This is a genomic window from Neobacillus drentensis (genome assembly GCF_036965645.1).
In the GTDB taxonomy this organism is placed as follows: domain Bacteria; phylum Bacillota; class Bacilli; order Bacillales; family Cytobacillaceae; genus Neobacillus; species Neobacillus drentensis_D.
In genome coordinates this window covers 539-25,404 of record NZ_JBALPZ010000051.1, presented here as the reverse complement: position 1 = coordinate 25,404, position 24,866 = coordinate 539, and the positions used below count along the sequence as shown (strand labels likewise).

Annotated in this window: 24 protein-coding genes and 1 pseudogene; 12 read left to right on the top strand and 13 right to left on the bottom strand. The window is 40.2% G+C overall.

The annotated features are described in order from the left end of the window. Nucleotides 1-47 precede the first annotated feature (47 nt). A complete protein-coding gene (locus tag V7266_RS10590; RefSeq protein WP_335467854.1) occupies nt 48-998 on the bottom strand; it encodes an alpha/beta hydrolase in 951 nt (316 codons plus the stop codon). Between the two features lie 138 nt (nt 999-1,136). On the opposite strand from V7266_RS10590, the gene V7266_RS10585 reads away from it, so the two are divergent. Further along, nucleotides 1,137-1,847 (top strand): response regulator transcription factor, encoded by a 711-nt coding sequence (locus tag V7266_RS10585; protein ID WP_335467853.1) that lies wholly within the window; start codon nt 1,137-1,139, stop codon nt 1,845-1,847. A 504-nt stretch (nt 1,848-2,351) separates the two neighbouring features. Here the strand turns inward: V7266_RS10585 and V7266_RS10580 are convergent. After that, nucleotides 2,352-2,537 carry a hypothetical protein gene (locus tag V7266_RS10580; RefSeq protein ID WP_335467852.1) on the bottom strand — a complete coding sequence of 62 codons (186 nt, stop codon included), beginning with the start codon at nt 2,535-2,537 and terminating at the stop codon, nt 2,352-2,354. Nucleotides 2,538-3,448: 911 nt separating this feature from the next. Here V7266_RS10580 and V7266_RS10575 point away from each other — a divergent pair. After that, complete coding sequence (locus V7266_RS10575) at nt 3,449-4,660, top strand: DUF3298 and DUF4163 domain-containing protein (protein WP_335467851.1); 1,212 nt, start codon at nt 3,449-3,451, stop codon at nt 4,658-4,660. Between the two features lie 222 nt (nt 4,661-4,882). Here the strand turns inward: V7266_RS10575 and V7266_RS10570 are convergent, their stop codons facing one another. The 8 genes from V7266_RS10570 to V7266_RS10535 form a co-directional block, all read right to left on the bottom strand. Beyond that, nucleotides 4,883-5,494 (bottom strand): cupin domain-containing protein, encoded by a 612-nt coding sequence (locus tag V7266_RS10570; protein WP_335467850.1) that lies wholly within the window; start codon nt 5,492-5,494, stop codon nt 4,883-4,885. Nucleotides 5,495-5,630: 136 nt separating this feature from the next. Then, entirely contained in the window at nt 5,631-6,815 is a 1,185-nt protein-coding gene (locus V7266_RS10565; RefSeq protein WP_335467849.1) for an N-acetylmuramoyl-L-alanine amidase, read from the bottom strand. 165 nt (nt 6,816-6,980) lie between these two features. Next, complete coding sequence (locus V7266_RS10560; RefSeq protein WP_335467848.1) at nt 6,981-7,871, bottom strand: alkaline phosphatase family protein; 891 nt, start codon at nt 7,869-7,871, stop codon at nt 6,981-6,983. 122 nt (nt 7,872-7,993) lie between these two features. After that, entirely contained in the window at nt 7,994-8,131 is a 138-nt protein-coding gene (locus tag V7266_RS10555) for a YvrJ family protein (RefSeq protein WP_335467847.1), read from the bottom strand. Between the two features lie 138 nt (nt 8,132-8,269). Beyond that, a complete protein-coding gene (locus tag V7266_RS10550; RefSeq protein ID WP_335467846.1) occupies nt 8,270-8,488 on the bottom strand; it encodes a DUF2922 domain-containing protein in 219 nt (72 codons plus the stop codon). 38 nt (nt 8,489-8,526) lie between these two features. Next, on the bottom strand, nt 8,527-8,745 hold the full coding sequence (locus tag V7266_RS10545; RefSeq protein ID WP_335467845.1) for a DUF1659 domain-containing protein: 219 nt from the start codon (nt 8,743-8,745) through the stop codon (nt 8,527-8,529). Nucleotides 8,746-9,162: 417 nt separating this feature from the next. Beyond that, nucleotides 9,163-9,300, bottom strand: coding sequence for a YjcZ family sporulation protein (locus V7266_RS10540; RefSeq protein ID WP_335467844.1), 138 nt, complete (start codon nt 9,298-9,300; stop codon nt 9,163-9,165). Nucleotides 9,301-9,535: 235 nt separating this feature from the next. Beyond that, nucleotides 9,536-9,712, bottom strand: a complete 177-nt coding sequence (locus V7266_RS10535) for a DUF2187 family protein (protein WP_335467843.1) — start codon at nt 9,710-9,712, stop codon at nt 9,536-9,538. Between the two features lie 312 nt (nt 9,713-10,024). Between V7266_RS10535 and V7266_RS10530 the strand changes: the two genes are divergently transcribed. From V7266_RS10530 to V7266_RS10485, 10 genes and pseudogenes are all read left to right on the top strand, one after another. Further along, on the top strand, nt 10,025-12,091 hold the full coding sequence (locus tag V7266_RS10530; RefSeq protein WP_335467842.1) for a BglG family transcription antiterminator: 2,067 nt from the start codon (nt 10,025-10,027) through the stop codon (nt 12,089-12,091). Beyond that, a complete protein-coding gene (locus tag V7266_RS10525) occupies nt 12,088-12,354 on the top strand; it encodes a PTS sugar transporter subunit IIB (protein WP_335467841.1) in 267 nt (88 codons plus the stop codon). The genes V7266_RS10530 and V7266_RS10525 overlap by 4 nt, the downstream gene beginning before the upstream one ends. Before the next feature lie 24 nt (nt 12,355-12,378). Then, the gene (locus V7266_RS10520) at nt 12,379-13,647 is read left to right on the top strand and encodes a PTS ascorbate transporter subunit IIC (RefSeq protein ID WP_335467840.1); all 1,269 of its coding nucleotides are present in this window, start codon (nt 12,379-12,381) and stop codon (nt 13,645-13,647) included. A 531-nt stretch (nt 13,648-14,178) separates the two neighbouring features. Further along, the gene (locus V7266_RS10515) at nt 14,179-15,525 is read left to right on the top strand and encodes an amidohydrolase (protein WP_335467839.1); all 1,347 of its coding nucleotides are present in this window, start codon (nt 14,179-14,181) and stop codon (nt 15,523-15,525) included. Between the two features lie 32 nt (nt 15,526-15,557). After that, nucleotides 15,558-16,382: a DMT family transporter gene (locus V7266_RS10510; RefSeq protein WP_335467838.1), complete on the top strand. Its 825-nt coding sequence runs from the start codon at nt 15,558-15,560 to the stop codon at nt 16,380-16,382. Between the two features lie 127 nt (nt 16,383-16,509). Then, nucleotides 16,510-17,801: pseudogene (locus tag V7266_RS10505) on the top strand (ArsR family transcriptional regulator). 138 nt (nt 17,802-17,939) lie between these two features. Next, nucleotides 17,940-19,163 (top strand): Zn-dependent hydrolase, encoded by a 1,224-nt coding sequence (locus V7266_RS10500; RefSeq protein ID WP_335467927.1) that lies wholly within the window; start codon nt 17,940-17,942, stop codon nt 19,161-19,163. Nucleotides 19,164-19,190: 27 nt separating this feature from the next. Further along, complete coding sequence (locus tag V7266_RS10495) at nt 19,191-20,366, top strand: M20 family metallopeptidase (RefSeq protein WP_335467837.1); 1,176 nt, start codon at nt 19,191-19,193, stop codon at nt 20,364-20,366. 23 nt (nt 20,367-20,389) lie between these two features. Next, nucleotides 20,390-20,593 (top strand): DUF3311 domain-containing protein, encoded by a 204-nt coding sequence (locus V7266_RS10490; protein WP_335467836.1) that lies wholly within the window; start codon nt 20,390-20,392, stop codon nt 20,591-20,593. Further along, on the top strand, nt 20,586-22,061 hold the full coding sequence (locus tag V7266_RS10485; protein WP_335467835.1) for a sodium:solute symporter family protein: 1,476 nt from the start codon (nt 20,586-20,588) through the stop codon (nt 22,059-22,061). The genes V7266_RS10490 and V7266_RS10485 overlap by 8 nt, the downstream gene beginning before the upstream one ends. A 67-nt stretch (nt 22,062-22,128) precedes the next feature. Here the strand turns inward: V7266_RS10485 and V7266_RS10480 are convergent, their stop codons facing one another. The 3 genes from V7266_RS10480 to V7266_RS10470 all read right to left on the bottom strand — a co-directional run bounded on the left by V7266_RS10480 (nt 22,129) and on the right by V7266_RS10470 (nt 24,766). Continuing rightward, nucleotides 22,129-23,310 (bottom strand): GGDEF domain-containing protein, encoded by a 1,182-nt coding sequence (locus V7266_RS10480; RefSeq protein WP_335467834.1) that lies wholly within the window; start codon nt 23,308-23,310, stop codon nt 22,129-22,131. A 216-nt stretch (nt 23,311-23,526) separates the two neighbouring features. Further along, a complete protein-coding gene (locus tag V7266_RS10475) occupies nt 23,527-23,847 on the bottom strand; it encodes an 8-amino-7-oxononanoate synthase (protein WP_335467833.1) in 321 nt (106 codons plus the stop codon). A gap of 22 nt (nt 23,848-23,869) precedes the next feature. Then, nucleotides 23,870-24,766, bottom strand: a complete 897-nt coding sequence (locus tag V7266_RS10470) for an HD-GYP domain-containing protein (RefSeq protein WP_335467832.1) — start codon at nt 24,764-24,766, stop codon at nt 23,870-23,872. Nucleotides 24,767-24,866: the final 100 nt, after the last annotated feature.

Here is a 24,866-nt window from a genome sequence, read left to right as displayed (position 1 = left end):
GAATTCCCCCTATAAAATTAAAATCAGTATCGTAAGCTTTAAAAATATTAGCGGTTGGCTTGGGTGACTTTCGTGGAGGTATTTATAAATTGGGCGATTTTTGAAATGGTGTCTTTGATCTGTTCAGGGAACACGGCCATATTGGTAAAGTAGCCGTGAATGATTCCCGGCTCTGTATAAGCTTCGACTTTTACGCCTGCATCCCTTAAGCGGTTCGCATACGCGATTCCTTCATCTCGGAGGACGTCACATTCGGCCGTTACTACAAAGGCTGAAGGGAGGTTCTTGAGGTTATCGGCACGTAATGGGGCAATATAGATATTTTTTGCATCGAATGGATGATTGATATAATAGTCGCCAAACCAAATCATCAAGTCGCGGTCGAGCCCGTAGCCTTCGGAAAACTCTTTGTAAGAGCGGGTATCATAAGCTAAATCCGTAACAGGATAGATTAACACTTGTGCGGAAATGGCCGGACCGTTTTGATCCCTTGCCATCATGGAAACAACGGCTGATAAATTACCACCTGCACTATCGCCGCCTACGACAATATTGGAAGCGTTTGCATTTAGAGCTGCAGCATTTTGACTAACCCATTCTAGCGCCGCATACGAATCTTGGACAGGGATTGGAAACTTATATTCAGGCGCCATCCGGTAATCTACAGACACCACGACTCTTTCCGTTCGGTTGGCGATCATTCGGCAGCTTGCATCTGCTGTTTCCAGGTCACCAATGACCCAGCCGCCCCCATGGTAGTATACAAAGAGAGGAAAAGGGCCTTCACCTTCAGGAGTATAAATTCTGACTTTAATCTCTGCATCATCACTGACAGGAATTAACCTGTCTTCCACTTTAGCAAGTGGTGCCAATTCTACTTCCACAGGAGGAAATTGTGCGAATAGATCTCTTACTTCCTGCGCTTTCAACGATTGAAGCTGCGGCATTTGATTAAATGCTTCCAAATAGGCTTTTGCTTGTGGAATTAATTGAGTCAAAGTGATCTCCCTCTTTCCAATCATTTTTTTGATAGTGAAGAAAAAAAGTAACTTACTATCTATGAAAATAGTACAATTAATTTTATAATATGAATATTCCTAATTTTGAATATATTGGTTCCCTAAAAAGGAGGTAGTATGGTCTTAACTAGTTTTACGTTACAAGAGCGAGTTCGAAGCCTAGAGTCACTTTCGAATCATAAAGAGAAATTGCTAGAAATGCTGAAAGTGTATTTGGAGCTTTTTCCTGTCTCGGATGCCTTTTTGTTCAGGTATTCGCCGTTAGAACATCTTGGTGAAGGCATTATTGCTTTAACTTCTTCTGGGTTAGTCCATATTGGAGATATTCGTGATGACATCCAGACGATCCCTCTCATTTATGCAGCCATCCGTGAAAGAAAGGCGAAATATAGTACAGGACTCGAATACTTTTTAAAACATTCGACCTGCAAATTTTCAGACCGGTTTCCGATTAATTCGTCGGCAGTCGTACCGCTTTGTTTTGGAAGCGTTGTCATTGGATATATTTGCACCACAGAGTTTGAAGCTGGTACTGGCAAGATGGATGATCAAATGCTGTCTTCTTTAACCTTGTTTGGCAGACTTGTGGGTAAGGTGCTGGATGATTCGACGGATGTGGATGGAGATACGATTCAGATTAGCAAAAGAGAGCTAGAAGTCATGAAGCGAATCGCCCGTGGAGAAAGTACGAAGGAAATGGCCGCCTATATGGGAATTGGCGAAGTAACCGTAAAACAATATGTAAAATCAGCTATAAAAAAACTCAACGCCCAAAACCGAGCCCATGCTGTGGCGGAATTATTTCGAAGAGGGATTATAAAAATGTGAAGTGTGGGTGAAGCATGGGGACGGTTCTCATGCTTCTTTTTATGCAGTGGGAAAGGGGTTCATCTTTTATTCTATAAAAATAGGTAAGGAGAGGCAGATATGGGGACGAACCAAATATCGACATTCCTTTTAACTGATAGAAGGTACAAAATAAGGAACGGTTCATGCTCAGAGTATTTTTAATCAAACGTTTAAGTAGTGTTGAATAAAAGGAAAATGAGGAGAAATATGTAGATTCACAAGAATAGCATCATTTTCTGGGGAATATTGTTGCGAACGAGCCTATTTTTGTCGATTGGCCACGCAATCCTTTCTATGTAATCCTGCCAAATGGGGGGCTCCAAAAATTATTTAATATGTTAAGACTTTATTAAGAATTAAGAGCTATTATTAAGACAAGCTTTTTCATACCCCCTTTTATATTATATCTGGATGCCCTCAAGGATTGTTTATGAACAATCTTGAGGGCTATTTTTTTTGGGGGGTTATTGGAGCAATATCATTTTACTTAGAAAACAAGCTTTTTACCCCTTTATAAATTAAGACCAGTGAGAAGACAAGGACAGTTAAAATGCCAAGGATATTTGATACCGGTGAAACGCTTTCAAGAAATGAACCAGCTAACGGAACTTTTATAAGTGCAAAACCAGAAAGAATTGTAGCTAGAAACAAGAAAATTCGATTATCCATTAGGTCATCCTCCTTCCTGTGTGATTAATAAATGATATGTTCTTTGGATTACGAATATGACATTAATGTAACGAAAATATTACGAGAAGGCAGATAAGAAAATTCAATACGCGGAGTTGTTAAAAAATAAACTGGATTAATAGTGAGGAATTAAAAAAGGAAAGAGAAAATGAAATGACTCATGAAGGGGGATAGCCAAGCTTGTTAAGGTTTTATTAAGAATTAAAAGCTATTATTAAGACAAGCTTTTTCAACCCCCCTTATTATATATCTGGTTGCCCTCAGGGATTGTTTATAAACAGCCTTGAGGGCTATTTTTTTTTGTGACTTACTGGAAAGGACCATGGGGTATTGTGCTGACGCTTGGACAACAAGGCCTCAGAAAAAGCCACGTAAACGTTCCAGTGCCCATCTTAGGTTTCTGTTAATATCGATTTTATAGGGAAAAGTGCAATACCTCATCAGGAGTTCATTGTGTCATCTGAAGCACAAGAACCGTCCCCACGGTTTTTTTTACGATTTTTTTTCAATAAAAAAAGAGCTTCTTAGCTCTTACTTGAAAAAGTTTAGTACCAGCCCCGCCTACGCTGTATACCATGATGACCACGTTTGCCATCCGACCTAAACTTATTATATATGAAAGCGTTTGCATTTTCAATGCTTTTATAGATTTTTAGATTATTTCTTAGAAAAAATTTAAGTGGAGGAGGAAGTTTTCGCAGAGGATGGATTGGATGAAGCAGCTGATGATGTTTTGAGTGAAACGGTTCTTGGGGTGATTCAGGTCAGGTGCCAAGTCCATAGGAGGAACTGTCCAGTATTTAATAAAATATAATAAGTTCCCACCCATATTCTAGAAAGCTGAAACCTTACTATAATTATATGTAATGGATACTAAAGGGAGTGAGCGGATGAAATGGAAGTGGACAATTGCAATTGCACTGGTTGTTTTTTTCACTGCAGGCTGCAGCGGGATACAGGAAAAAAAGCCTGTTTCGGAACAACCAAAAGTAACCGATGACAATCAACCGAAAAATAGCGGAGGGCAACAGGGGAATCCAGGCGATGATACGGAAAAACCTGACGCTCAACCTGGAAAAGCAACGGATGGTCAAGTAAAACCTAACAATCCATCGGAGCCCGCCAACCAAACCATTAACATTCATGATGAGTCCATTGTAAAAGATACCCCCACTATCAACATTATTTATCCGCAGATTGATGGCATGAAAGACAAAAACGCACAAGCGCAAATAAATGATTTTTTGAAGAAAAAAGCGAATGCAGCTGACGAGAGTCAAATGACGAATGAAGATCCAAGTGCGCCGTCATCGTTTGATTCAAAATACAACATCAGCTTTCAGAATGACCACCTTATCAGTTTTGTGTATGATCAATATTTTTACCTTAGTGGGGCAGCACATGGCATGCCGCTGCGAGTACCAATCTTGGTTGACTTGGATAATCGCAGGATTGTTGAGCCAAACGAACTGTTTAATGGTTCGCCGCAAACACAGCAACTCATTAGCGAGCTCGTCCTAAAACAAGATGTGCTGCAAATGCTTGAAGTGATGGGGGAGTTTAAACAAATCAGTTCTGATGATTTAAAACAGGTTTATATAACGAAGGATGGCTTAATGATGTATTTTCCTCCTTATGAATATGCCCCGTTCGCTGCAGGTACACTGCAATACCATCTTTCTTTTTCGGAGATTCAAAGTGTATTAAACGCTGCCTTTTTCCAAAGTCATGGGATTCCTATCTCAAAACCCAATGATTCCACCATAATTTATGTTTCTGAAGGCTACCATTTTTCAGTCCCAAAGAAATGGTTGGATCGCTTGACGTTTGAAAGAGCCGACTACTCGGAGAATAATAAATGGTTATCTGAAATCAATGTCTATTACAAGTCTGCTGATAAACCTTTATTGTTTAGCTTCCATATGTACGAAAAACAAACATGGACCTCATTAAACCCTAAAGCGGAAACGAAACTAGCAGAAGCAAATGATGTTATTTATTCGTATTCTGTTGCACAAACCCCGAATAGTAACTTACAAGCCAATGACTTCATAAAAAATGTCGTTCCGGAAATCATGAAAACATTTCAAATTGATTTATAGGGGGAAGAGAGGGAAGCATGGGGACGGTTCTCATGCTTCTCTTTATTCATTAATTTTGGTCTATATATAACATTGTGAAAAAGGAGCGAGATTTTTAAATCTCTACTCCCATTCTAGTAAAGGGTGAAATTTTTAGCGGTGTTTTGATAACATTTTTTCGTTATTGAAATGGATATCGCCCCACGTTCATTGTAAGTGACGTGGGACGATATCCATTTCCCTTTATCTCCAATATTGAGGATAGCGGGGATAGTAAGGCCTTTGTCGATTAAAATGAGGATGAGTCATATTTTCAGGTCCTCTATCGCAATTCTGGTAAGGTCCAATATAAGTATCAGGTTTCACTGATGCTGTTATCTGTTTCCACTGATCTTCATTCAAACAATAGGTTTGTGACATGATCGCTGAAGGAGTAAATTTTAAGATGTCAGAGCCTAAAATGACTTGTGGAGTAGGTGCATCAAAAATGGCAAGAAGATGTGTCCGTTCAGCAGTCGCCACCTCATAATGCCACCAACCTTGTGGTACATTTGCCACTTGACCGGGAGTAATGGAATAACTTTGGATTTGTTTCGTATATGGGTTTAGGAGCGAAACAGTAGCAGCCCCAGAAATACAATAAACCAGTTCGGCTGCATTTTGATGATAGTGCGGTTCCACGACATTATTGGTACTAAGGAAAATATCCAACAGAGATACATTTTCCAATGTGTTCAATTGTTTTACGCCTAAGACGTTAATGTAGTTGTTGTGATCTTTCTTAAATAGAGGACTTTGATTTACGTCGAAGGTGTATTGGGTGGATTGGGAGGTATAATCAAGATTGGAAGACATTAATTCACTTCACATCCTTATTCGAATAAGAACGAACTTATAGCATGTTATGTCATTTCAGTTGGGTTGGTGTTTATATGTTGTGGAGCATGGGGACGGTTCTCACGCTTTCGAAGCGTGAGAACCGTCCCCGTGATTACTTAGATTCAAAATAATCAAGTAATCCCAGGTAGATTCCTTGGGCTACGTTATTACGGAATTGAGGGCTTTCAACGGTGGAGTCCTCTTGTTGATTGGATAGGAAGCCGAGTTCTATGAGAGTGGCTGGTTGTTTGTTGTTTCGGAGAACATCTAGGTTGTTGAATCTAGTACCAAGGTTCGTTAATTTTGTTTCTTTGGCCACCTGATTTAAGATCGCTGTGGCTAATGGATTACTGGAATTTTGATAGTAAAAATCAGTTATGCCATTTACCGCTGGGTTATTGGACCAATTGTAATGAAAACTTATAAATGCATCCGCTCGGTTTTGGTTGGAGACATTGGCGCGCTGCTCTAAGGGGATAAATATATCGTTGCTTCGCGTCAAAATGACTTTTGCACCTGCAGCTTCAAGTTTTTGCTTCACCACTTCCACTGTTGGTAAATTCAATGACCTTTCAGGTGTTCCGGTAATACTTTTTGTTCCATTATCCTTCCCTCCATGTCCTGGATCCAGCACAATCGTTTTTCCCTTCAAGGACTTCTGATTATTTGGTATAAGCCCAGTTTGATTGGAGGAGGAGGTAGTCTTGGGGGCATCTGCAGCCCTGGCTATATTTGATTTTGGTGTATTACCTGTACTCTTTTTCGCTGTTTGAGCAGCAGGCTGTGTGTCATGGGTGCTGGGTTTATCTTTAGCAATGTAATGTTCGTTCACCCACCCGCTCAAACCAGAAGGGGAGACGACTTTGGCCCATCCAGCTTGTTCCAAGTGGATGGTTATTTTTGTTCCCGCTTTTAAATAACCCACGACACTACTAGAGGCACTTGGACGTTCCCGGACATTTAAGGAAAAGGTGTCGATGGTTCCAACGATTGTTTTAGCCGGTGTGATGAATTTGTCGTACACCCAGCCAGTTTGGTTGTTTACTAGTTTGATTTGATCCCAATCATTCCGCTGTTGGATGATTTCAAATGTATCTCCTTGATGAACCCGGCTAATAACCTTACTGGAAAGATCAGCAGATTCCCGAACATTAAGTGTAGGTACAGTGACCGTGACCTGAGAAGAAGCCTTATCTGCATTCGCAGTCTGTTGATTATTCAACAAGGGGATGGATATAGCACTGAGGATCGTTAGAATTTTAATTAGTCCGTTTTTTCGTAGTTTAGATGTTAACATAGTAGCAACCTCCATGTTTTTTAAACTCTAAAACTAGCATGGACAAATTTCCATTAAATAATAATCGAATTTTAAAAAAATTTGAACTTTGAGGTGAGCAGAGGGACGGTTCTCATGCTTATATGAGCATGAGAACCGTCCCTCTGCTTCCACAATTAAATTTCGTTAGTTCCAGATATTCGTAATGGGTTCACTCGTTTTTGCCTTGCCAGCATGGGATAGCCCATATATATCCTCGATTGTTCTTAATAAGTTAAAATGATTCACATTTTGATTAAATTGACCTGTTTTTACCATGGGGCCTACAAAGAAGGTTGGTATGATATTTTTATCGGAGCCTTCATCTTCATCCCATGTAACAATCAAAAGGCTGTTATGTGTCTTTGCCCATTGGACATACGCATCGATGTTTTCTTTTAACCAATCATCCGCTTCCTTGATTGACCCATTATGCATATCGTTGTCAAGGGTTGGAATCACAAACGAGACCGTTGGCAATTTCGAGAAGTCTTTTGGGAAATTTTTTAACGGTTGATTTGTTTCTTTCGGAACATTCGAAAAGTTGGCCCATGGGTTATGTTTACGGGCATATCCATTATCTGCAAACTCCTCATTATAACCGACGGAAGGCTGCCCCTCTGAATACCCCTTAAATGAGTAATCCTTTTCGATTAATTCACTGGCTAAATTATCAGTGGAGAATTTGGATTTTGGCTTTTTGTCATCCGTCACTCCTTGATTGGATCCTGAAAACATATCCAGATAATTTGGCTGGCTCGGATGTTCGATTGCGTGATAATTTGTAAAGCTAGCACCCTGCTTCATTAATGAATTCATATAGGGTGCAGACGAATCACCAAGAATCTGGTTTTTGGAATGGTTTTCTTCCACCACAATCAAAATATGGTCAATTTTCGGCAGTCCTGCTGTTTCTGCCTTCTTATCTACAGTCTTACCTGGTGAGGTCTGTGTTTCCTTTGGTGTAGCTTGAGTACAAGCACTTAACGCAAAAATCAATCCTACTCCAGCCATTAAAACCTTCCACTTCCTAGCCAACAATTCACCCTCCTTTTGTACCAATTTATACCATAAGCTTACCACCATCCTGCATTTAAAGCGAGTGGAAGCATGGGGACGGTTCTCATGCTTCTTTTATGGATGGCTAGTCTCCTAATTCATTACGACTTCATTCGGTCGGGCAGATTTTGTATCGATTGGACCACCAGATCTAACTTCGACTCTATCCGGTAAAGCAGATAAAGGGTCACCACGATGGGGAATCCTACTTCACTAATGAGTGGTATGATTTGTTCCACGAATCTTCACTCCTTTCTCCTCAAGGTATGATTTTGAAGCACAAGAACCGTCCCCGCGCTCCCCGCGCTTCACGCGCTTCACCCGTGCTTCACCCCAAAAAAAGGCCGGATCCCTAATGAAATCCGGCCTCGCTGTGGTTATGCTAGTTCATAGTCGGTTACATTGCGGTCGACGACTCTTGCACCTTTTGCAGATACCAGCTTGCCGCTGGCTGTTGTAAAGATGTTTGCTGCAATTATCTGTGCCATGGAAAGTTTCACTACTTCTTCATCGACTGGTTCCTTTGGGTTGTCGACGGTGATTTTGGCTGTTTTTCCAAACTCAGTGGCAAATTGCAATTCTAATGTTTTGGCCATTTATTTTTACCTCCTAATCTTGGATTTTTTTCGAATCATTAGCCGATAATCTCCGTGCTGTCATTACGTTCTACCTTATTCAACTCGGCGTCACATAAAACGGAAATTGCTTGAGCTGCTTGGAACAGCTGGTCAGCCGTTGCCCCTTTTGATACATTACTAAATGTTTTCGAACTCAAGATGGGTTTACCTTCGTTATCGACCCCCGCTTGAAATACCAGCCGAAGCTTTGTTGTTTCGAGTAATCCTTGTGCCATTTTCGATCACCTCCTTTCGTCGTATATATATAGTTTAGAAGGCTGAAAGGACAGGCAGGTCGAAAATATTTTTATTAGTTTGTATGCATAAGGAAAAACCATAAAAAAAGGCTGTACCGTGATAGTACAGCCTTTTTTTATGTGCCGTGCTCTGTAACCAATCAAAGCCCATTTATTAAGTTTGGACCATCGTACATTAAAGAGTCTAAAATCAGGGAATTATCTAAAAGTAAGAAACGCCTGCTTTAGCAGACGTTCTTGGAGGAAGAAACAAATATGTTGGTGTGTGGTTAGTAATAGCATATGTATAAAAATTAAAAGTGCATGGACAAGTGCTGAATTTTTTAAAAAAATAACGAAAGGTTTTAATCCCTAGGGTAGTAAAAAAAGCCCATTCTAGGGCTTTTTATGCTTTACTTAGAAACAGATTACTGCTCCTACGATAATGAGTAAGATAAATAATACGACGATTAAAGCAAAACCGCCATATCCGCAACCACCAAAACCGCCATATCCACAACCACCAAAACCGCCGTAGCCACCATATCCAAACATACTATAAAACCTCCCTTATAGACTATTCCCTAATACTTTATGTGAAAAAATAAAGAATGGGAGGGCTCTTTCCCTATTTTTAGAAAGAAACTACAATAACCCACGTGCCGGGAACGTGGGATGGTTTTAAGAGCCCCATCATCTGGAGGCCCTTTCCTATGGTAAGACTAACTAAAAAAGGGGATAAGCCTAAAAAAGCAGGTCGTCTTTGAAGGTTTTTGGGATTCGTCATTCTTTAAAGAACCACATATCTTTTATGAGAAACAACTGTTCGGTTATTTTCAAAAGAGCGGCCAGAGCAATTTTCAATGATTTCAACGATGACCGAGTTTTCCCCGACTTTCTCAACCTTTCCTTTAATTCCATGAATCGATACAATACTATCTCCTACTATTGCCTTTTTGAAAAACATGATAGCCACTCCTTTACATTATGAATTGTGGATTTCTATAAGAAATCTTTTCTTAAGGGCAGTTTACATGGAAAAAGGTGTAATGTCATAGAAATTGTGAGAGTATCTAACATAGTATTTCGAAAGAATTGTCAGTTAAGTAGAATGGATACCCTGTATCCATTCCTACCCATACCCTTAAAGACTAGCGATTGTTCAATACAATATATACAGAGTATATTGTTGTGCAGTTCATACGACAATATTCGGACTTAAAAACAATACAGATATCGTCAAGGCTAATGTATGATAAAGACCAAGGAGGACAAGAGGATGATTCTTGATGAAAGAAGTGTTAACTTACTACGGTTATTACAACAAAAATCCTCTCTAACGATGAATGAACTTGAGGAAAACACGGGTTTAACTCGAAGACAAGTACAATACGGTATTGGAAAAGCTAATGATTGGCTTCAATCCCACGATTATAAACCCATAAGGTATGATCGAAAAGTTGGATATTACTTATCTGAAAAAATTCAAAATGAAGACTTAGAAGTAAATCTCACAAAACGGACTTATCTATTTTCAGAGATGGACCGGGAAAAGGTTTTTTACCTCATGCTTTTGATTAGTAGAGAGCCTTTGTCATTATATCACTTTCAATCTACAACAGGTGCTTCACGCAATACGGTATTGAAGGATCTCCAAAAGCTTAAGGAAAAGGTCCACTTAGTACAACTACAAATTCAATATTCCAAGCAGGATGGCTACTTAATAAAAGGTGATAGTAATACAAAGAGGTACGAATTAGAACAAATCGTACACGATGTGTTGCATAGTCCCACTAGTGATCTCATTATCGAATGTATATGGGGAGAACAAAAAGAACAAATCCGTTCAATACAGGGGCAATTGGAACAAATAGAGAAACAATTGGGCATTACACTGACGGATGAGAGACTGCAAGAACTTACCTTTCTCTTTTTATGTACAGACCAGTTAATTGGAAAAGGAGAAACTTTACACTCTATCCCTTATTCCGAAGAATTGATTTCCACTAAGGAATACGAATTAGTTGAGCACTTAACACAGACAAATGCCGTTCTGTCTGTTTGGAATCAAACGGAACGACTGTATGCAGCATTACATCTCTTAGGTATGAATCGAACAAGGGATGTTTCGCCATTAAAAGAGGATACCGTTATTCAAGAACTCCTACATGAAATTGTAGAAGAGTTTGAAAGGTTAGCTTGTGTGCAATTACATGACAAAGATTTGTTCTATGAACAACTGTATATTCATTTTAGACCTGCTTATTATCGGATGAAGTATCGTATTTCTCTTATAAATACAATGACTGATCGGGTGCAAAGGGTGTATCCCGAATTATATCATCTTACCAAAAAATCCTTGTGTACAGTTGAAAGAAAGATAGGGAACCCGGTTCCTGATGATGAAGTAGCCTATTTCACTATCCATTTTGGAGGATGGCTTCGTAGACAAGGGACTACAATAGACGATCGAAAGAGAGCGATTGTTGTTTGTCCAAATGGAGTTGGTATTAGTAATATTCTAGTCTACACCTTGAGAGAAATGTTTCCGGATATTCTTTTCTTAGATGCCCTATCCGTTCGAGATACGATTAATTATCCGTTAACATATGATTTAGTATTTTCAACTGTACATCTTAGAACAAATGTAACATTATTTGTTGTTCCGCCGATTTTAGATAGTCAGGACAAGCAAAAACTCCGGCAGCAAGTTATGCAAGAATTATATGGATATACAACTGAGAACTTGGATGTGACATCCTTATTAAAAGTTATTTCTCAGTATGCAGCGATTCATGACCCAAATCAACTTGAAAAGGCGCTTCAATCGCACATTTATATCCATACACAAAAAATGAATAAACATTCATTAGGGGAGGCAGAGAAACCAGTGTTAGAAGAATTACTTACTTCACAAACTATACAATTTCATCCCAGTGTTTCTGATTGGAAAGAAGGCATTAGAGTCGCATCACAACCTCTTGTAGAATTAGGAACGATAGAAGAAAGATACGTTGATGCGATGATTCAGTCAATTGAGGAAAATGGTCCATACGTAGTGATTACTCCTGGTGTCGCTATTCCTCATTCTCGTCCGGAGCAAGGAGTACGTTCTTTATCTATGAGTCTTTTGAAACTAGATGAAGCAGTAGATTTTGCACCCAATAAACCTGTAAGACTTATTATTGTATTAGCAGCAGCTGATAGTGAATCACATTTACGTGCATTAGTTCAGTTGACAGAATTACTAAGTGAGCCATCAAACATTGATAACATTTTAAAAACTTCAGATAAAAACGTGCTTTTAGATTATATCCAGAAGTATTCAAAGGAGGAAACAGAATGAAAATCATGGTCGTTTGCGGTAATGGATTAGGAAGCAGTTTTATTATGGAAATGAACGTAAAGAAAGCATTAACGGAAATGGGAAAGACAGCCGAAGTCGATCACACGGACTTAACATCAGCTAGAACAGTACAGGCAGACATTTTTATTGGAGCGGCGGATATCGTAGGACAATTAGATGATGGAAGCCGTAAGATTGTTACATTAGAAAATATGATGAACATTCCAGAAATTACATCTAAATTAAAGTCCCACTTCGAATAACATTTGTGAAGGGAATTGAGAATCATGTTAAATCTTATTATGAAGGATATTTTAGGTACACCTTCCATTTTAGTCGGGCTCTTTGCCCTTGTTGGTTTACTAGTACAGCGGAAATCTACCGCAGACGTGGTATCCGGTACTTTAAAAACTATAATGGGCTTCATTATTATTGGAGCGGGTGCAAACGTTTTAATCGGTGCATTAAACATATTTAGCCAAATGTTTGATCATGCCTTTCATGTATCAGGTGTTATTCCAAATAACGAAGCTATAGTAGCTGCTGCTCAGAGTCATTATGGAACCTCAACTGCACTTATCATGGTGCTTGGAATGGTATTTAACATTTTACTGGCTCGTTATACTCGATTTAAATATATCTTTTTAACAGGTCACCACACGTTATTTATGGCTTGTTTAATTGCTGTTACATTATCTGTTGGGGGGCTGACAGGAGCTCCACTTATTTTGGTTGGTTCTATTATCTTAGGGCTATGTATGGTATTATTTCCTGCTTTACTACAGCCGTATGTTCGACAAATTACAGGAAGCGACGATTTTGCCATTGGACACTTTGGTTCAATAGGTTACTTTGTTTCTGCTAAGATTGGAAAATGGTTTGGTAATAAGGAAGCAACAACAGAACAGATTAAAGTTCCTAAATCTCTTGGGTTTTTACGAGATACATCAGTAGCTGTTTCACTGACGATGACATTATTTTTTATTTTTGTAGCTTTGTTTGCTGGTAAAGGATATATTGAATCCAAACTCTCTGGCGGTTCTAATTTCATTGTTTTTTCTTTAATTCAAGCGATCACATTTGCTGCAGGTGTATACATTATTTTAGCAGGCGTACGTATGTTGATTGCCGAAATAGTCCCTGCGTTTAAAGGGATTGCTGAAAAAGTTGCACCAAATACAAAGCCAGCGCTGGATTGTCCAACCGTTTTTCCGTTTGCACCAAATGCAGTTATTATCGGGTTTTTATTTAGCTTTATAGCTGGACTTCTTTCCATGTTTATTCTGCCTGCTGTAGGTTTAAAGGTAATTGTCCCAGGTTTAGTACCACACTTTTTTACAGGTGCAACTGCAGGGGTATTTGGAAATGTCACAGGCGGCCGGCGTGGTGCTATGATTGGATCGTTTGCCAATGGACTTATCATTAGTTTTATACCAGCAGTTTTATTAGTCTTCTTAGGAAACGTTGGTTTTGAGGGAACCACATTTGGTGATTCAGACTTTGGAATAGTAGGAATACTAGTAGTAAGTATTATGAAATTATTTGGACTAGCTTAATAGAAATATAGAATGTAATCAAGGGATAAATACATAGTTACGATTGCCAAGATTGATGTTAATCAAAAGAGCAATTTATTACAGGGATACTGTTCTGTGCAGTATCCTTTTTGTTATGAAGCTAAATATCTGGCCGTAAAAATAATTTTTGTTTTTGCAAAGTCTGTTTTTAAGCCTTGGTGGTCGTCTATAGCAATCTATTGACGACCCGGGAGTTTCCTAAAAAGTTTCAGAAAGGGAAGTTCCTTCTATCATTCAAACGTAGTTTTATAATTTTACATACTATTTAAACTTTTTTGCGAATTACCTCTACAAAAAAATAAAAAATTATTTATAATTAAGGTCATAGCCTTAATTAAACCGAAAATTTCATACACAATGCTTACTTTTTTTATTTTCTAGAATTGCTCAATGGAAGAGCTTTTTGCTCCAAAAATGATAAGAGGACTACCGTTTGGCAAATCAACGCTAAAAGGGGCTTTACCATTTTAGAATGTGGAATTTGCCCCAGATAGCAAAGGAGAAATGAATATGACAACTGCATCCAAAATGGGACAAACCAATAGGCAACAAAAGCTTATTTCTCACCAAGTAACTAAAATAAAAGAAAAGGTGATCGCATGGCGCAGAGATTTTCACCGTTATCCAGAAGTGGGATGGACAGAATATAGAACCTCTGCCAGGATTGCAGACCTCTTATCTGAAATGGGGTTTGAGGTCCAGGTTGGATCCGAAGTGATAAAAAGGGAATCTCGAATGGGAGTCCCAGATGCTAAAACCTTGGCGCAAGCAAAGGAACAGGCATTAAAAAAGGGGGCAAATCCTCAATGGATCGAAAAAATGGAGGACGGTTTGACAGGAGTCGTGGGATGCTGGGATACGAAACGCCCTGGCCCAACCATCGCGTTCCGCTTTGATATCGATGCCCTAAATATTTTGGAAGACCAAACGGAGGACCATATCCCATGTAGAGAAGGGTTTCGATCTGAACAGGAAGGGGTCATGCACGCTTGTGGCCACGACGGGCATACAGCCATTGGCTTGGGGATCGCTTCCCTTATTTCCTGCTTAGAAGAATCCCTGGCAGGAAAAGTAAAATTGATCTTCCAGCCTGCTGAAGAAGGCGTTCGAGGCGCAAAAGCCATGGTGGATGCGGGGGTTTTAGATGGGGTTGACTACTTTTTCTCCGGACATTTGGGCGTAGTGGCCCGCAAGGAAAATCAAATTGTTTGCGGTGTAACCGACTTTTTTGCTACGACCAAGCTGGATGTGACACTCGAAGGAATTCCTGCGCATGCGGGTTTGGCTCCTCATGAAGGGAGAAATGCCTTATTGGCTGCCGCCACGATCGCCCTGCAGCTGCATGCGATAGCGAGGCATGGAACCGGTCAATCCAGAATTAACGTGGGAACCATGCAAGCGGGCGAAGGGAGGAATATTATTCCATCGCAGGCACGATTGCAGCTTGAAACACGGGGGACAACCAATGAAGTCAATCAATATATGGTCGATGAAACGTTACGAATTATTCATTCGGCTGCGGAGATGTTTGGAGTAAAAGAGCATGTAGAATTTGCCGGACAAGCCGTTGCCACACAATGTGATCCCGAGCTGATTGAGTGGATGGAGGAAGTAGTCAAAAACATCGAACGAGTAGATGAAGTAATACCAACCCTTTCCTTTGGTGCTTCAGAAGATGCAACGTTCATGATGGAAAAGGTCCAATCACAGGGAGGGAAAGCCTCGTATCTGTTATTTGGAACCCCCTTAAAAGCCGGGCATCATCACTATTCTTTTGATTTCAGTGAAGATGCTTGTGTTTTAGCGATTGAAGTACTCGGAAACATTCTCTTTCGGCTTGCTTCCACTATCAATTAAATTCAGAGAAAGTTGGGTTGCCCGTGTTTTTCTTGTCCTTAATAAGTTCGTTTTTTAATGCCATAAATGCCTTGTACGCCAAGAAGATTAAAGAAGAAATAACAGATAACAACAGCTTTATCGTGGTATCCTTTCTTTATGTTGCCGTCTTCCTTGGATTATCTATGCCATGGTTCTTCTTTTTTCACGCGACGCCTGTTTCCTTGGCGCTTGTTGTCCTTGTTATTCTGTTGGATACATTGGCAAATGTTTTATTCTTTATGTCCATGGAGCGCATCGAAGTTTCAAAATTGGCCGTCTATTCAGCGTTAACTCCTTTATTTACCTTTCTTCCTAATACCATTTTACATGGATTCAACCCTCATGTATTGATTTCAGTCCTAGTGATCGTTCTGGGGGTCTACATGTTAAATATGAAAAACGGTAACCCATTGATTCCCTTGTTGGAATTAAAAAAACCAGGGAATTTATTAGGGCTGGCAACAGCCGTGGTATACGGGATTAGTATGGTTCCTACTCAACAGATTTTGGTTCACCAGTGGGCGAATGCTCCTACGCTCTATTTTTTTCGTGCATGTGGAATTGCCTTGTTGATCTATATTTGCTATCGCCCGCGTATATGGTATCCGAAAGCCAACCCACATTTATGCCTAAGAGGACTGACGGTCATCGTTCAATGGCTCTGCCTTTTTACAGCCTTGCACTATGCAGACGGGACATTGGTGGTTTCCTTAGCATACACTTCGCCGTTATTTGCTGTGTTCTTAGCACGCATCTATTTCAAAGAGCAAATCACGTTAGGAAAATTAGCTGCCTGTTGTATTACGATTGTGGGAATCTTATTGACAATCTATTAAAATAATTAGGGTGATACGGATCGGCTTTCTTATTCTTTATTTGCAAGTAATAGGGTGATGTAATGGCCCTTTCAAAAATCACTGAATGGAATACATTTATGGTCATAATTCTCAAAAAGAAGGGGGAATGAAAGTATTGAAAATCCGGCTAGGATTATTGGGGGCAGACGATTCCGTAAAAATACTCCAATCTATCATCAATCGATATCCTGAATTTGAAAGTCTGCCCATCGTGTATTGGAAAGAGGGAGAAATCATTGATCTGATTAAACCTTATGTGGAGCAGGTAGACATGTGGCTGTTTTCAGGACAGGTTCCTTATTCGATTGCCAAGGAATGGGGCGGCATCTCTCAGCCTATGTTTTATGTTCCGCATACCGGTTCAAGTCTCTACAAAACGTTACTTCACATTATGTATAATCACCAAATAAACGTAAGCGAAATAAGCTTTGACACGCTGCCTCCATCTGATTTGGAACGTATTTTTGAGGAAGCCGGCATCAGTGATAAACCATCTTTCGTCATGCATTATGAAGGGGAGATTTACGCTGAAGTTTTGGCGCAATATCACTATGGACTCTGGAAGGAAGGGAAAACGAAAGCAGCGGTTACCTTTCTTAGAACCGCACAGTTGGAACTGGAGCGCTTAGGCGTGCCTGTATTTCGTGTCCTTCCTGCCCAGGCATCTGTTACGTCCCTTTTGAACTTTGCCCTAAGGACACAAGAAATGCTTCACTTCCGGGATACCCAAATTGCTGTACAAATGATTGAAGTGAATACGTTTGTGGGATTGGCCATTGAAACTTTCTCCACAGACGAGATTCATAAGATGGAAATGAAAGTTACGGGAAAATTACTGGCCTATGCCAAAAAGCTCCATGGATCATTGAAATCAGCGGGCCCTGGCAGGTACGTCATCTTCACGACAAGAGGCTTACTTCATAAAGTGACAGGGAATTTTACCATGATTCCAAATTTTGCAGATTTAAACGAACAAGATATTGATATGGAAGCTGTCACCTGCGGTATCGGTATTGGGCAGACTGTTTATGAGGCCGAAATCCATGCTGGAAAGGCGCTGCTCACTGCGAGGGAACACGGGCAAGGATCGTGGATGGTGTTTTTTGATGATAAAACGGTGTCAGGTCCGTTGGGTAAGGAAAAACAAATTACGTATACCTATGTTTCAAAGGAACTGCAGGCATTAAGCGAAAAGACGTCACTCAGCGTTTCTACATTAAGCNNAATGAAATAAATGCCCACGAACTTGCCGTGAATATGGAAATCTTACCCCGCAGTGCCCGAAGAATTTTATTAGAATTAGAGGAAAAAGGAATTGCAACCGTGATTGGAGAGGAAAACCCACATCCGCGGGGGCGGCCGAGAAAAATATATCGAATTGATTTATCACAGGGTTAAATAGATTAATCCTGTGATTTTTTTGTTTTACTTCAATTTTCTAAAAATTCCCCCTTCACAAACTAATATGATAATTATATAATTAAGGACATAACCTTAAATGAACCTTTAATAAAGTATGGTAAGGGGGATAACATGTTGATCAATAGAGAACGATTATGGAACCGAATCATGGCGCTTAGCGTCATTGGGGAACAAGAATCTGGAGGTATAACCCGTTTGTCCTTTACCGAGGAGGAACGTGCCGCAAAGGATTTGGTTTCGTCTTATATGAAAGAAGCCGGATTATCGGTTAGAGAAGATGCTGTTGGAAATTTAATTGGGCGAAAAGAAGGGAGTGACCCTCAGGCTTCTGTCGTTTTAGTAGGTTCTCATGTAGATTCCGTTTACAATGGTGGGAACTTTGACGGACCTTTGGGTGTCCTCTCCGGTATTGAAGCCCTGCAAACAATGAATGAACAAGACATTCAAACGAAACATCCTATCGAGGTGATTGCCTTTACGGATGAAGAAGGTGCACGGTTTAGCTTCGGTATGATCGGGAGCCGTGGTATCGCTGGAACACTGACTGAGGAAAATCTAAAAAATAGGGACAAGCAGGGAATTTCCATAGCGGAAGCAATGAGACAAGCTGGATCCGATCCAACTGCCTTTCGTAACGCAGCACGTGAAAAAGGTTCTGTTAAAGCATTTATAGAGCTGCATATTGAACAAGGTAAAATCCTTGAGAATCAAAATTTATCTGTGGGTGTTGTAACGGGAATTGCCGGTCCGCTCTGGCTTAAATTTACGATTGAGGGTGAAGCAGGGCATGCTGGAACCACTCCAATGAGCATCCGCCATGATGCGCTGGCTGCGGCGGCCCAAATGATGCAGGTGATTGAAAAGGAATCAGCTGCTACAGGTTCAACAGTTGGAACGATTGGACAATTGCAATTGTTCCCGGGGGGCGTCAATATTATTCCTGGTCGAGTGGAATTTACGTTAGACCTTCGTGATATCAATGAAACGGTTCGCGATCAAGTGGAACAAAAGATATTGGAACAAGCCGAAACATTATGTGCTGAACGTGGTGTGAAGCTGCAGGTTGAGGTTTTACAGCGAGTGGCACCGGCCCCTTGTTCAGAACTGGTTCAAAATGCAGCGAAGGATGCCAGTTTAGCGGCGGGGCTTGAAACGTTTACGCTGGCAAGCGGGGCTGGACATGATGGAATGCAGTTAACAGAGCTATGTCCGATGGGAATGCTGTTTATCCGATCGAAGGATGGAATCAGCCATAACCCTGCGGAGTGGAGTTCACTCGAGGATTGTGCGGATGGGGCTCAAGTTCTTTATCATACGGTTTTAAACCTGGCAAAGTAAAAAGAGAAAAGGAAAGGAGAACACATCATGACAACAATAACCCTAAATCATGTGGTAGAACAAATCAAACAAGAGGTCATCGAATGGAGACGTCATCTCCATCGAAATCCTGAATTGTCCTTCGAAGAGCAGAAGACTGCACAATTCATCTATGACACTCTTGGAAGCTTTGGAAACCTGGAACTTTCAAGGCCGACGAAAACAAGTGTGATGGCTCGTTTAATCGGTTCTAAGCCTGGAAAGGTACTGGCCATCCGCGCAGATATCGACGCCCTTCCTATTCAAGAAGAGAATACGTTTGAATTTGCTTCCCAAAATCCCGGTGTCATGCACGCTTGTGGACATGATGGGCATACCGCTATGCTGCTTGGAACGGCGAAGGTTCTTTCTGGGATGAAAGACCGAATTAATGGGGAAGTTCGCTTCTTCTTCCAGCATGCTGAAGAGTTATTTCCGGGCGGTGCCGAAGAAATGGTACAAGCAGGTGTAATGGATGGGGTCGATTTAGTGATTGGAGCTCACCTTTGGTCTCCACTGGAATTAGGAAAGGTAGGTGTGGTGTCTGGTCCTATGATGGCAGCGCCGGATACCTTCTGGATCACCGTCAATGGCAAAGGAGGTCATGCCGCATTGCCACATCAGACCATTGATTCAATTGCGGTTGCGGCGCAAGTGGTGACAAACCTCCAACATATTGTTTCGAGAAACACAGATCCGTTGGATAACCTTGTGGTTTCTGTGACCCAATTTGTTGCAGGAACAACGCACAACGTCATTCCTGGTTCGGTTGAAATTTGTGGAACCGTCCGAAGCTTTGACGCGAAGCTGCGGGAGACGGTCCCAGAATTAATGGAGCGAATTGTAAAAGGAATTACCGATGCTCATGGTGCATCTTATGAATTCAACTATCAGCTCGGATATCGCCCGGTGATCAATCAAGAGGATGTGACACGAGTGATTGAAGAAACGGTGCTTGAAGTGTTTGGAGCGGAAGCCCTTGATAAGATGAAACCAAATATGGGTGGTGAGGATTTCTCTGCCTATCAACAAAAAGCACCTGGAACCTTTTTCTATGTAGGGGCTGGTAATCCAAAAAAAGGAATCACTTATCCACATCATCACTCTCGCTTTACGGTCGATGAAGATGCTTTAGAGATTGGTGTGAAAATGTTTGTCAATGCAACGTTTAAACTTCTAGATTAATCATACAAATGGAGGGGTTTGGGATGAAATTCATTTATCTATTGGCTTTAATTCCATTTATCGGGTTGATTGGCGGAGCACCCTTCGCCAATCGTGTTACCCCGTATGTGTTGGGAATGCCATTTCTGCTTTTTTGGACGGTTCTATGGTGTGTTCTAGGTTCCGTCATTATGGCAATTGTCTATAAATTAGATCCGAAAAATAAGGAGGGTACTTCCAATGAATAGTTCTCTTGTGATTCTCGCAATTTTTCTATTAGTATCCATTTTTCTTGGAATTCAAGCAAGAAAAGGGAAAGACATGAACTTGGAACAGTGGTCCGTCGGGGGACGCGGTTTTGGTGCCATATTTGTTTTCCTTCTGATGGCGGGTGAAATCTATACGACCTTTACGTTCCTGGGAGGAAGCGGCTGGGCCTATGGAAAGGGAGGTCCCACTTTCTACATCACCGCATACGGTGTCTTAGCTTACATTATGTCCTACTGGTTGCTTCCGGCAATCTGGAGATATGCCAAGGAACATAAATTAATGTCACAATCAGATTTCTTTGTCAGCAAGTATAAAAGCCCGTATTTAGGGGTTTTGGTATCCATTGTCGGTGTAGCGGCATTAATTCCTTATTTAGTCCTTCAATTAAAAGGTTTAGGGAGTATTGTTTCAGAAACATCATATGGTTTGATTTCTCCAACAGCGGCCATTTGGATTGGCGCCATTTCTGTAACGATTTATGTGATGATTTCAGGTATTCACGGATCAGCTTGGACAGCAGCATTAAAGGATGTTATGATTCTCGGTATTGTTTTATTTTTAGGTATTTATCTTCCTTATCATTATTATGGCGGCATCCAGCCGATGTTCGAGGCAGTCGATAAAGCTAAACCTGAATTTCTGAATCTTCCGTCAAGTGGAATGAGTGTTTCCTGGTTTAATTCTACCGTATTGTTAACGGCTCTAGGGTTTTATATGTGGCCGCATACATTTGGATCTATCTATTCTGCTCAGAATGAGAAAGTGTTCCGAAAGAACAGTATAATTATGCCATTGTATCAATTAGTGCTTGTTTTTGTTTTCTTTGTAGGTTTTGCCGCCATTTTGCAGGTTCCAGGTTTGCAGGGTCCAGAGGGAGATCTATCCTTGTTAAAACTCTCCAAGAAGGCTTTTGACCCGTGGATGGTTGGATTCATTGGTGCAGCGGGATTATTAACCGCCATTGTTCCTGGTTCAATGATCTTGATGGCAGCTGCTACCTCGATCTCGAAAAACATCTATAAGGTGTTTGTTCCATCCGCTACGGAAAAACAAATTTCAAAGTTGGCTAAAAATCTAGTTCCGGTTGTAGCCGTGCTGGCCTTGTACTTTACGTTTAACGGTGGAAACACAATTGTGGCTTTACTGTTAATGGGGTACAGTTTAGTAACGCAGCTATTCCCAGCCCTGCTCCTTAGCTTGACGAAGAATAACTTTGTAACGAAACAAGGGGCTTTTTTCGGAATTCTTTTCGGGGTAGCTACTGTAACTTATATCACGGTTACAAGTTCGTCGATTGGAACACTATTCCCATCTTTACCGCAAGCAATCAAGGATTTAAATGTAGGGGTCATTGCCCTTGTTGTGAATGTGGTTGTCATGGTTGTAGTAAGTGCTTTAACACGCAAAAGTGCGGTTACAGCTGGAAACACCGAGCAAATTGCTTAAAAGGGAAAGACACTCGTTTCGTAGTTATAAAAAGAGTAGAGAAACCAGAAGTGTTTCTCTACTCTTTTTAAATTAGGACTTTTTGTTTTACTTTGTCATCAAGCATTTTTCTTTGTGCCTTAGCTTGATACATTTGTTTATCTGCTTCTAAAAGAGCAGCTTTAAACGAATCATCTCCGGAATAAAGGGCACAGCCTACACTTGCACTGACAGAAACTTGTAGAAGTTTAAAATGCTCATTTAAATCACTCGTTAGCCTTTCCATTCTCCTCTTACATTCGAAACCTTTCTCATTGTCATGTGGCATAAAAATAATAAATTCATCTCCGCCATACCGAAATATTCGATCACCATTTCGTAGAGAGCGGGAAAAAAAGGATGCTGTTTCTTTTAGGATTTTGTCCCCTTCAGGATGCCCGTACGTATCATTCAGCACTTTAAAATTATCCAAATCAATCATGGAAACTGTACCCGTATAAGGGTTTACTTCCATTTGCTGTTTAAAAGCTTCATATGATGCTCGGTTTTCCACTTGTGTGAGGGCATCCATGTAAGCCGTATTCTGAAGCTGTTGGAGCTTCGTATAGTAAATCGTGCTCTTAAAAATCCCCATGAGTAAAAACAATGACAGAAGTAACGCTAAATAACCCAGCTCCTTAAAGGCTATAATTGTAAAAAGACTGGTTAAGTAAAGATTTAAATATCCCCAATGTATTTCCCTGAACATCGTTATAAATTGCTTTTTAAGATTAATACCTGTCTGATCGGCAACGATAAAGAAGGAAATCAAGCGATTGACGACAAAGTGGACAAAAATTCCTAACAATAAGGGAATGATCTTTAAGGGGGTTGAAAATTCAATGGTTCCGCCCAAGTTTAAGGAATAAAAGACGGAACCGCCTGCTGCTAATCCAAGTCCAATGTGTCCAAACGTAAGAAGATATTTTCTCCAATTATCTTTGCTTTTGTAGGTGATCCGAATTAAACCAGGTAAAGCAACCAAGAAACTTAACGCAGGTGGAACTAAAAATGCACTGATGATGACTAGCATGACGGCTGGTCTCCATGAAGCTCCACTAGCCATGCGGACGGACCAGGGGGAAAGGATAAAAAAGCATAGCGATAGAATAAATAGATCGATATAGTAGGTTGACGCTTCAGGTTTGAGTAAGTTGTATATGGAGATGAGTGTGACGATCGCTCCTGAAATAGTGACGAAGGTAACGATTGTTCGAGTAACTAGTTTCATATAGAACCCCTATTACTTTTATGTTTAAGGTAGAATATCATCCAAATTTGTAATCAACTTCCTTTTTCTATTTTATCATGTATGCGAAATAATATTGGGATAATTTTTTTGAAAATTTTATAAACTATAAAAGCCCTACTCGAGAAGAGTAGGGCCTTTATTACTTTGTCCATTAACATAACATCGAATGGACTATGATTCGTATTTAATATCTTTTTAGAATGTTACTACTGGAGGGTCAATTCCTAAAACAGGCACCCCATTAACCGTTAACCATATATAATAATGGTCGATTTGCTTTCCAGTGATTTGTTCAATTTTATTAATCATTGATTCTTGAACTTGGAAAGACTTCGCTGCTGTTTCTGGGCCTAGCGGGATTCCTTTTAATCCTAATTGGTCAGCTATTTGTCTTGCTTGGTCACTACTTATTTCAATATATTTGTCATATTGAGACAGGTATGCAGCTGATGCTGGTTTTACCATTATAACAACGGATAATAACATTGCCATCATTAAAACTACTAATTTCTTCATCTCTTTTTTCCTCCTTTCCTCCCTAAATCATTTTATTTTGCAAAGATAAAAATATATCTACAATGTCGGGATGGTACATAGTACCCCGGCATCGAAATATCTCTTCTATTGCTTCTTCCTTTGGCCTGCCCTTTTGGTAAACTCGATCGGATGTTATCGCGTCATAAGAATCAACAACGGCTATGATGGATGCTTCAATGGAAATTTCATTTTTCTTTAATCCAAAAGGATAACCTGTTCCATCATATCTTTCATGGTGTTGTTCCACAATTGGACCCGCATCCACTAGAGAGGGGACTTGGGTGCTTTCTAATAATTCTCTTCCAAAAGTGGTGTGTTTTTTCATGATTTCCCATTCTTTCGGGGTAAGTTTCCCTGGTTTTTGTAAAATAGATAAGGGTACTTTTACTTTTCCAACATCATGCAAAAAAGAGGCGTTATTTAATACCAGCAGCTGTTTCGCATTAAAACCTAATTCCTCACCGATTAACATGGACCATCTTTTAATTCTGGAACAATGATCGACTGTGTATCCATCTTTTTCCTCAATTGACACAGCCAGGTCCATTATACCATGAGAAGCTTTACTGTAATGGTGGAAAATGGGTTGTGATGTAATATATAGGAATTCTGTAGTTTGATAGGATTGGAAAATATGATGATCTGTTACAGGACTCCGATAGAAGGAATCACCAGGTTTCAATACTTTATACCCATTATCAGAGGGATATCTTAATTCACCAGACAAAACAAGGAAATACTCTAAAGCGGTCCATCCTTCGGTAGGTTCTAATGCCCATCTAACTCCAGGATTTAGCTTATGGTAAATAATTTCCGTTCCGTCTCCAGATGCCACAAGAGATATTTGGACACCTCTTACATAGACTGTTTCAATAAAGTCCTTTGGGTTTATGTCCACCTTGATCCATCTCCTCTATTATTTCTTATAACTGTATTGTAACAAAAACATTAGACAATGTAAGCATGCTTAAGCATGGGTAAGCATGGGGACGGTTCTC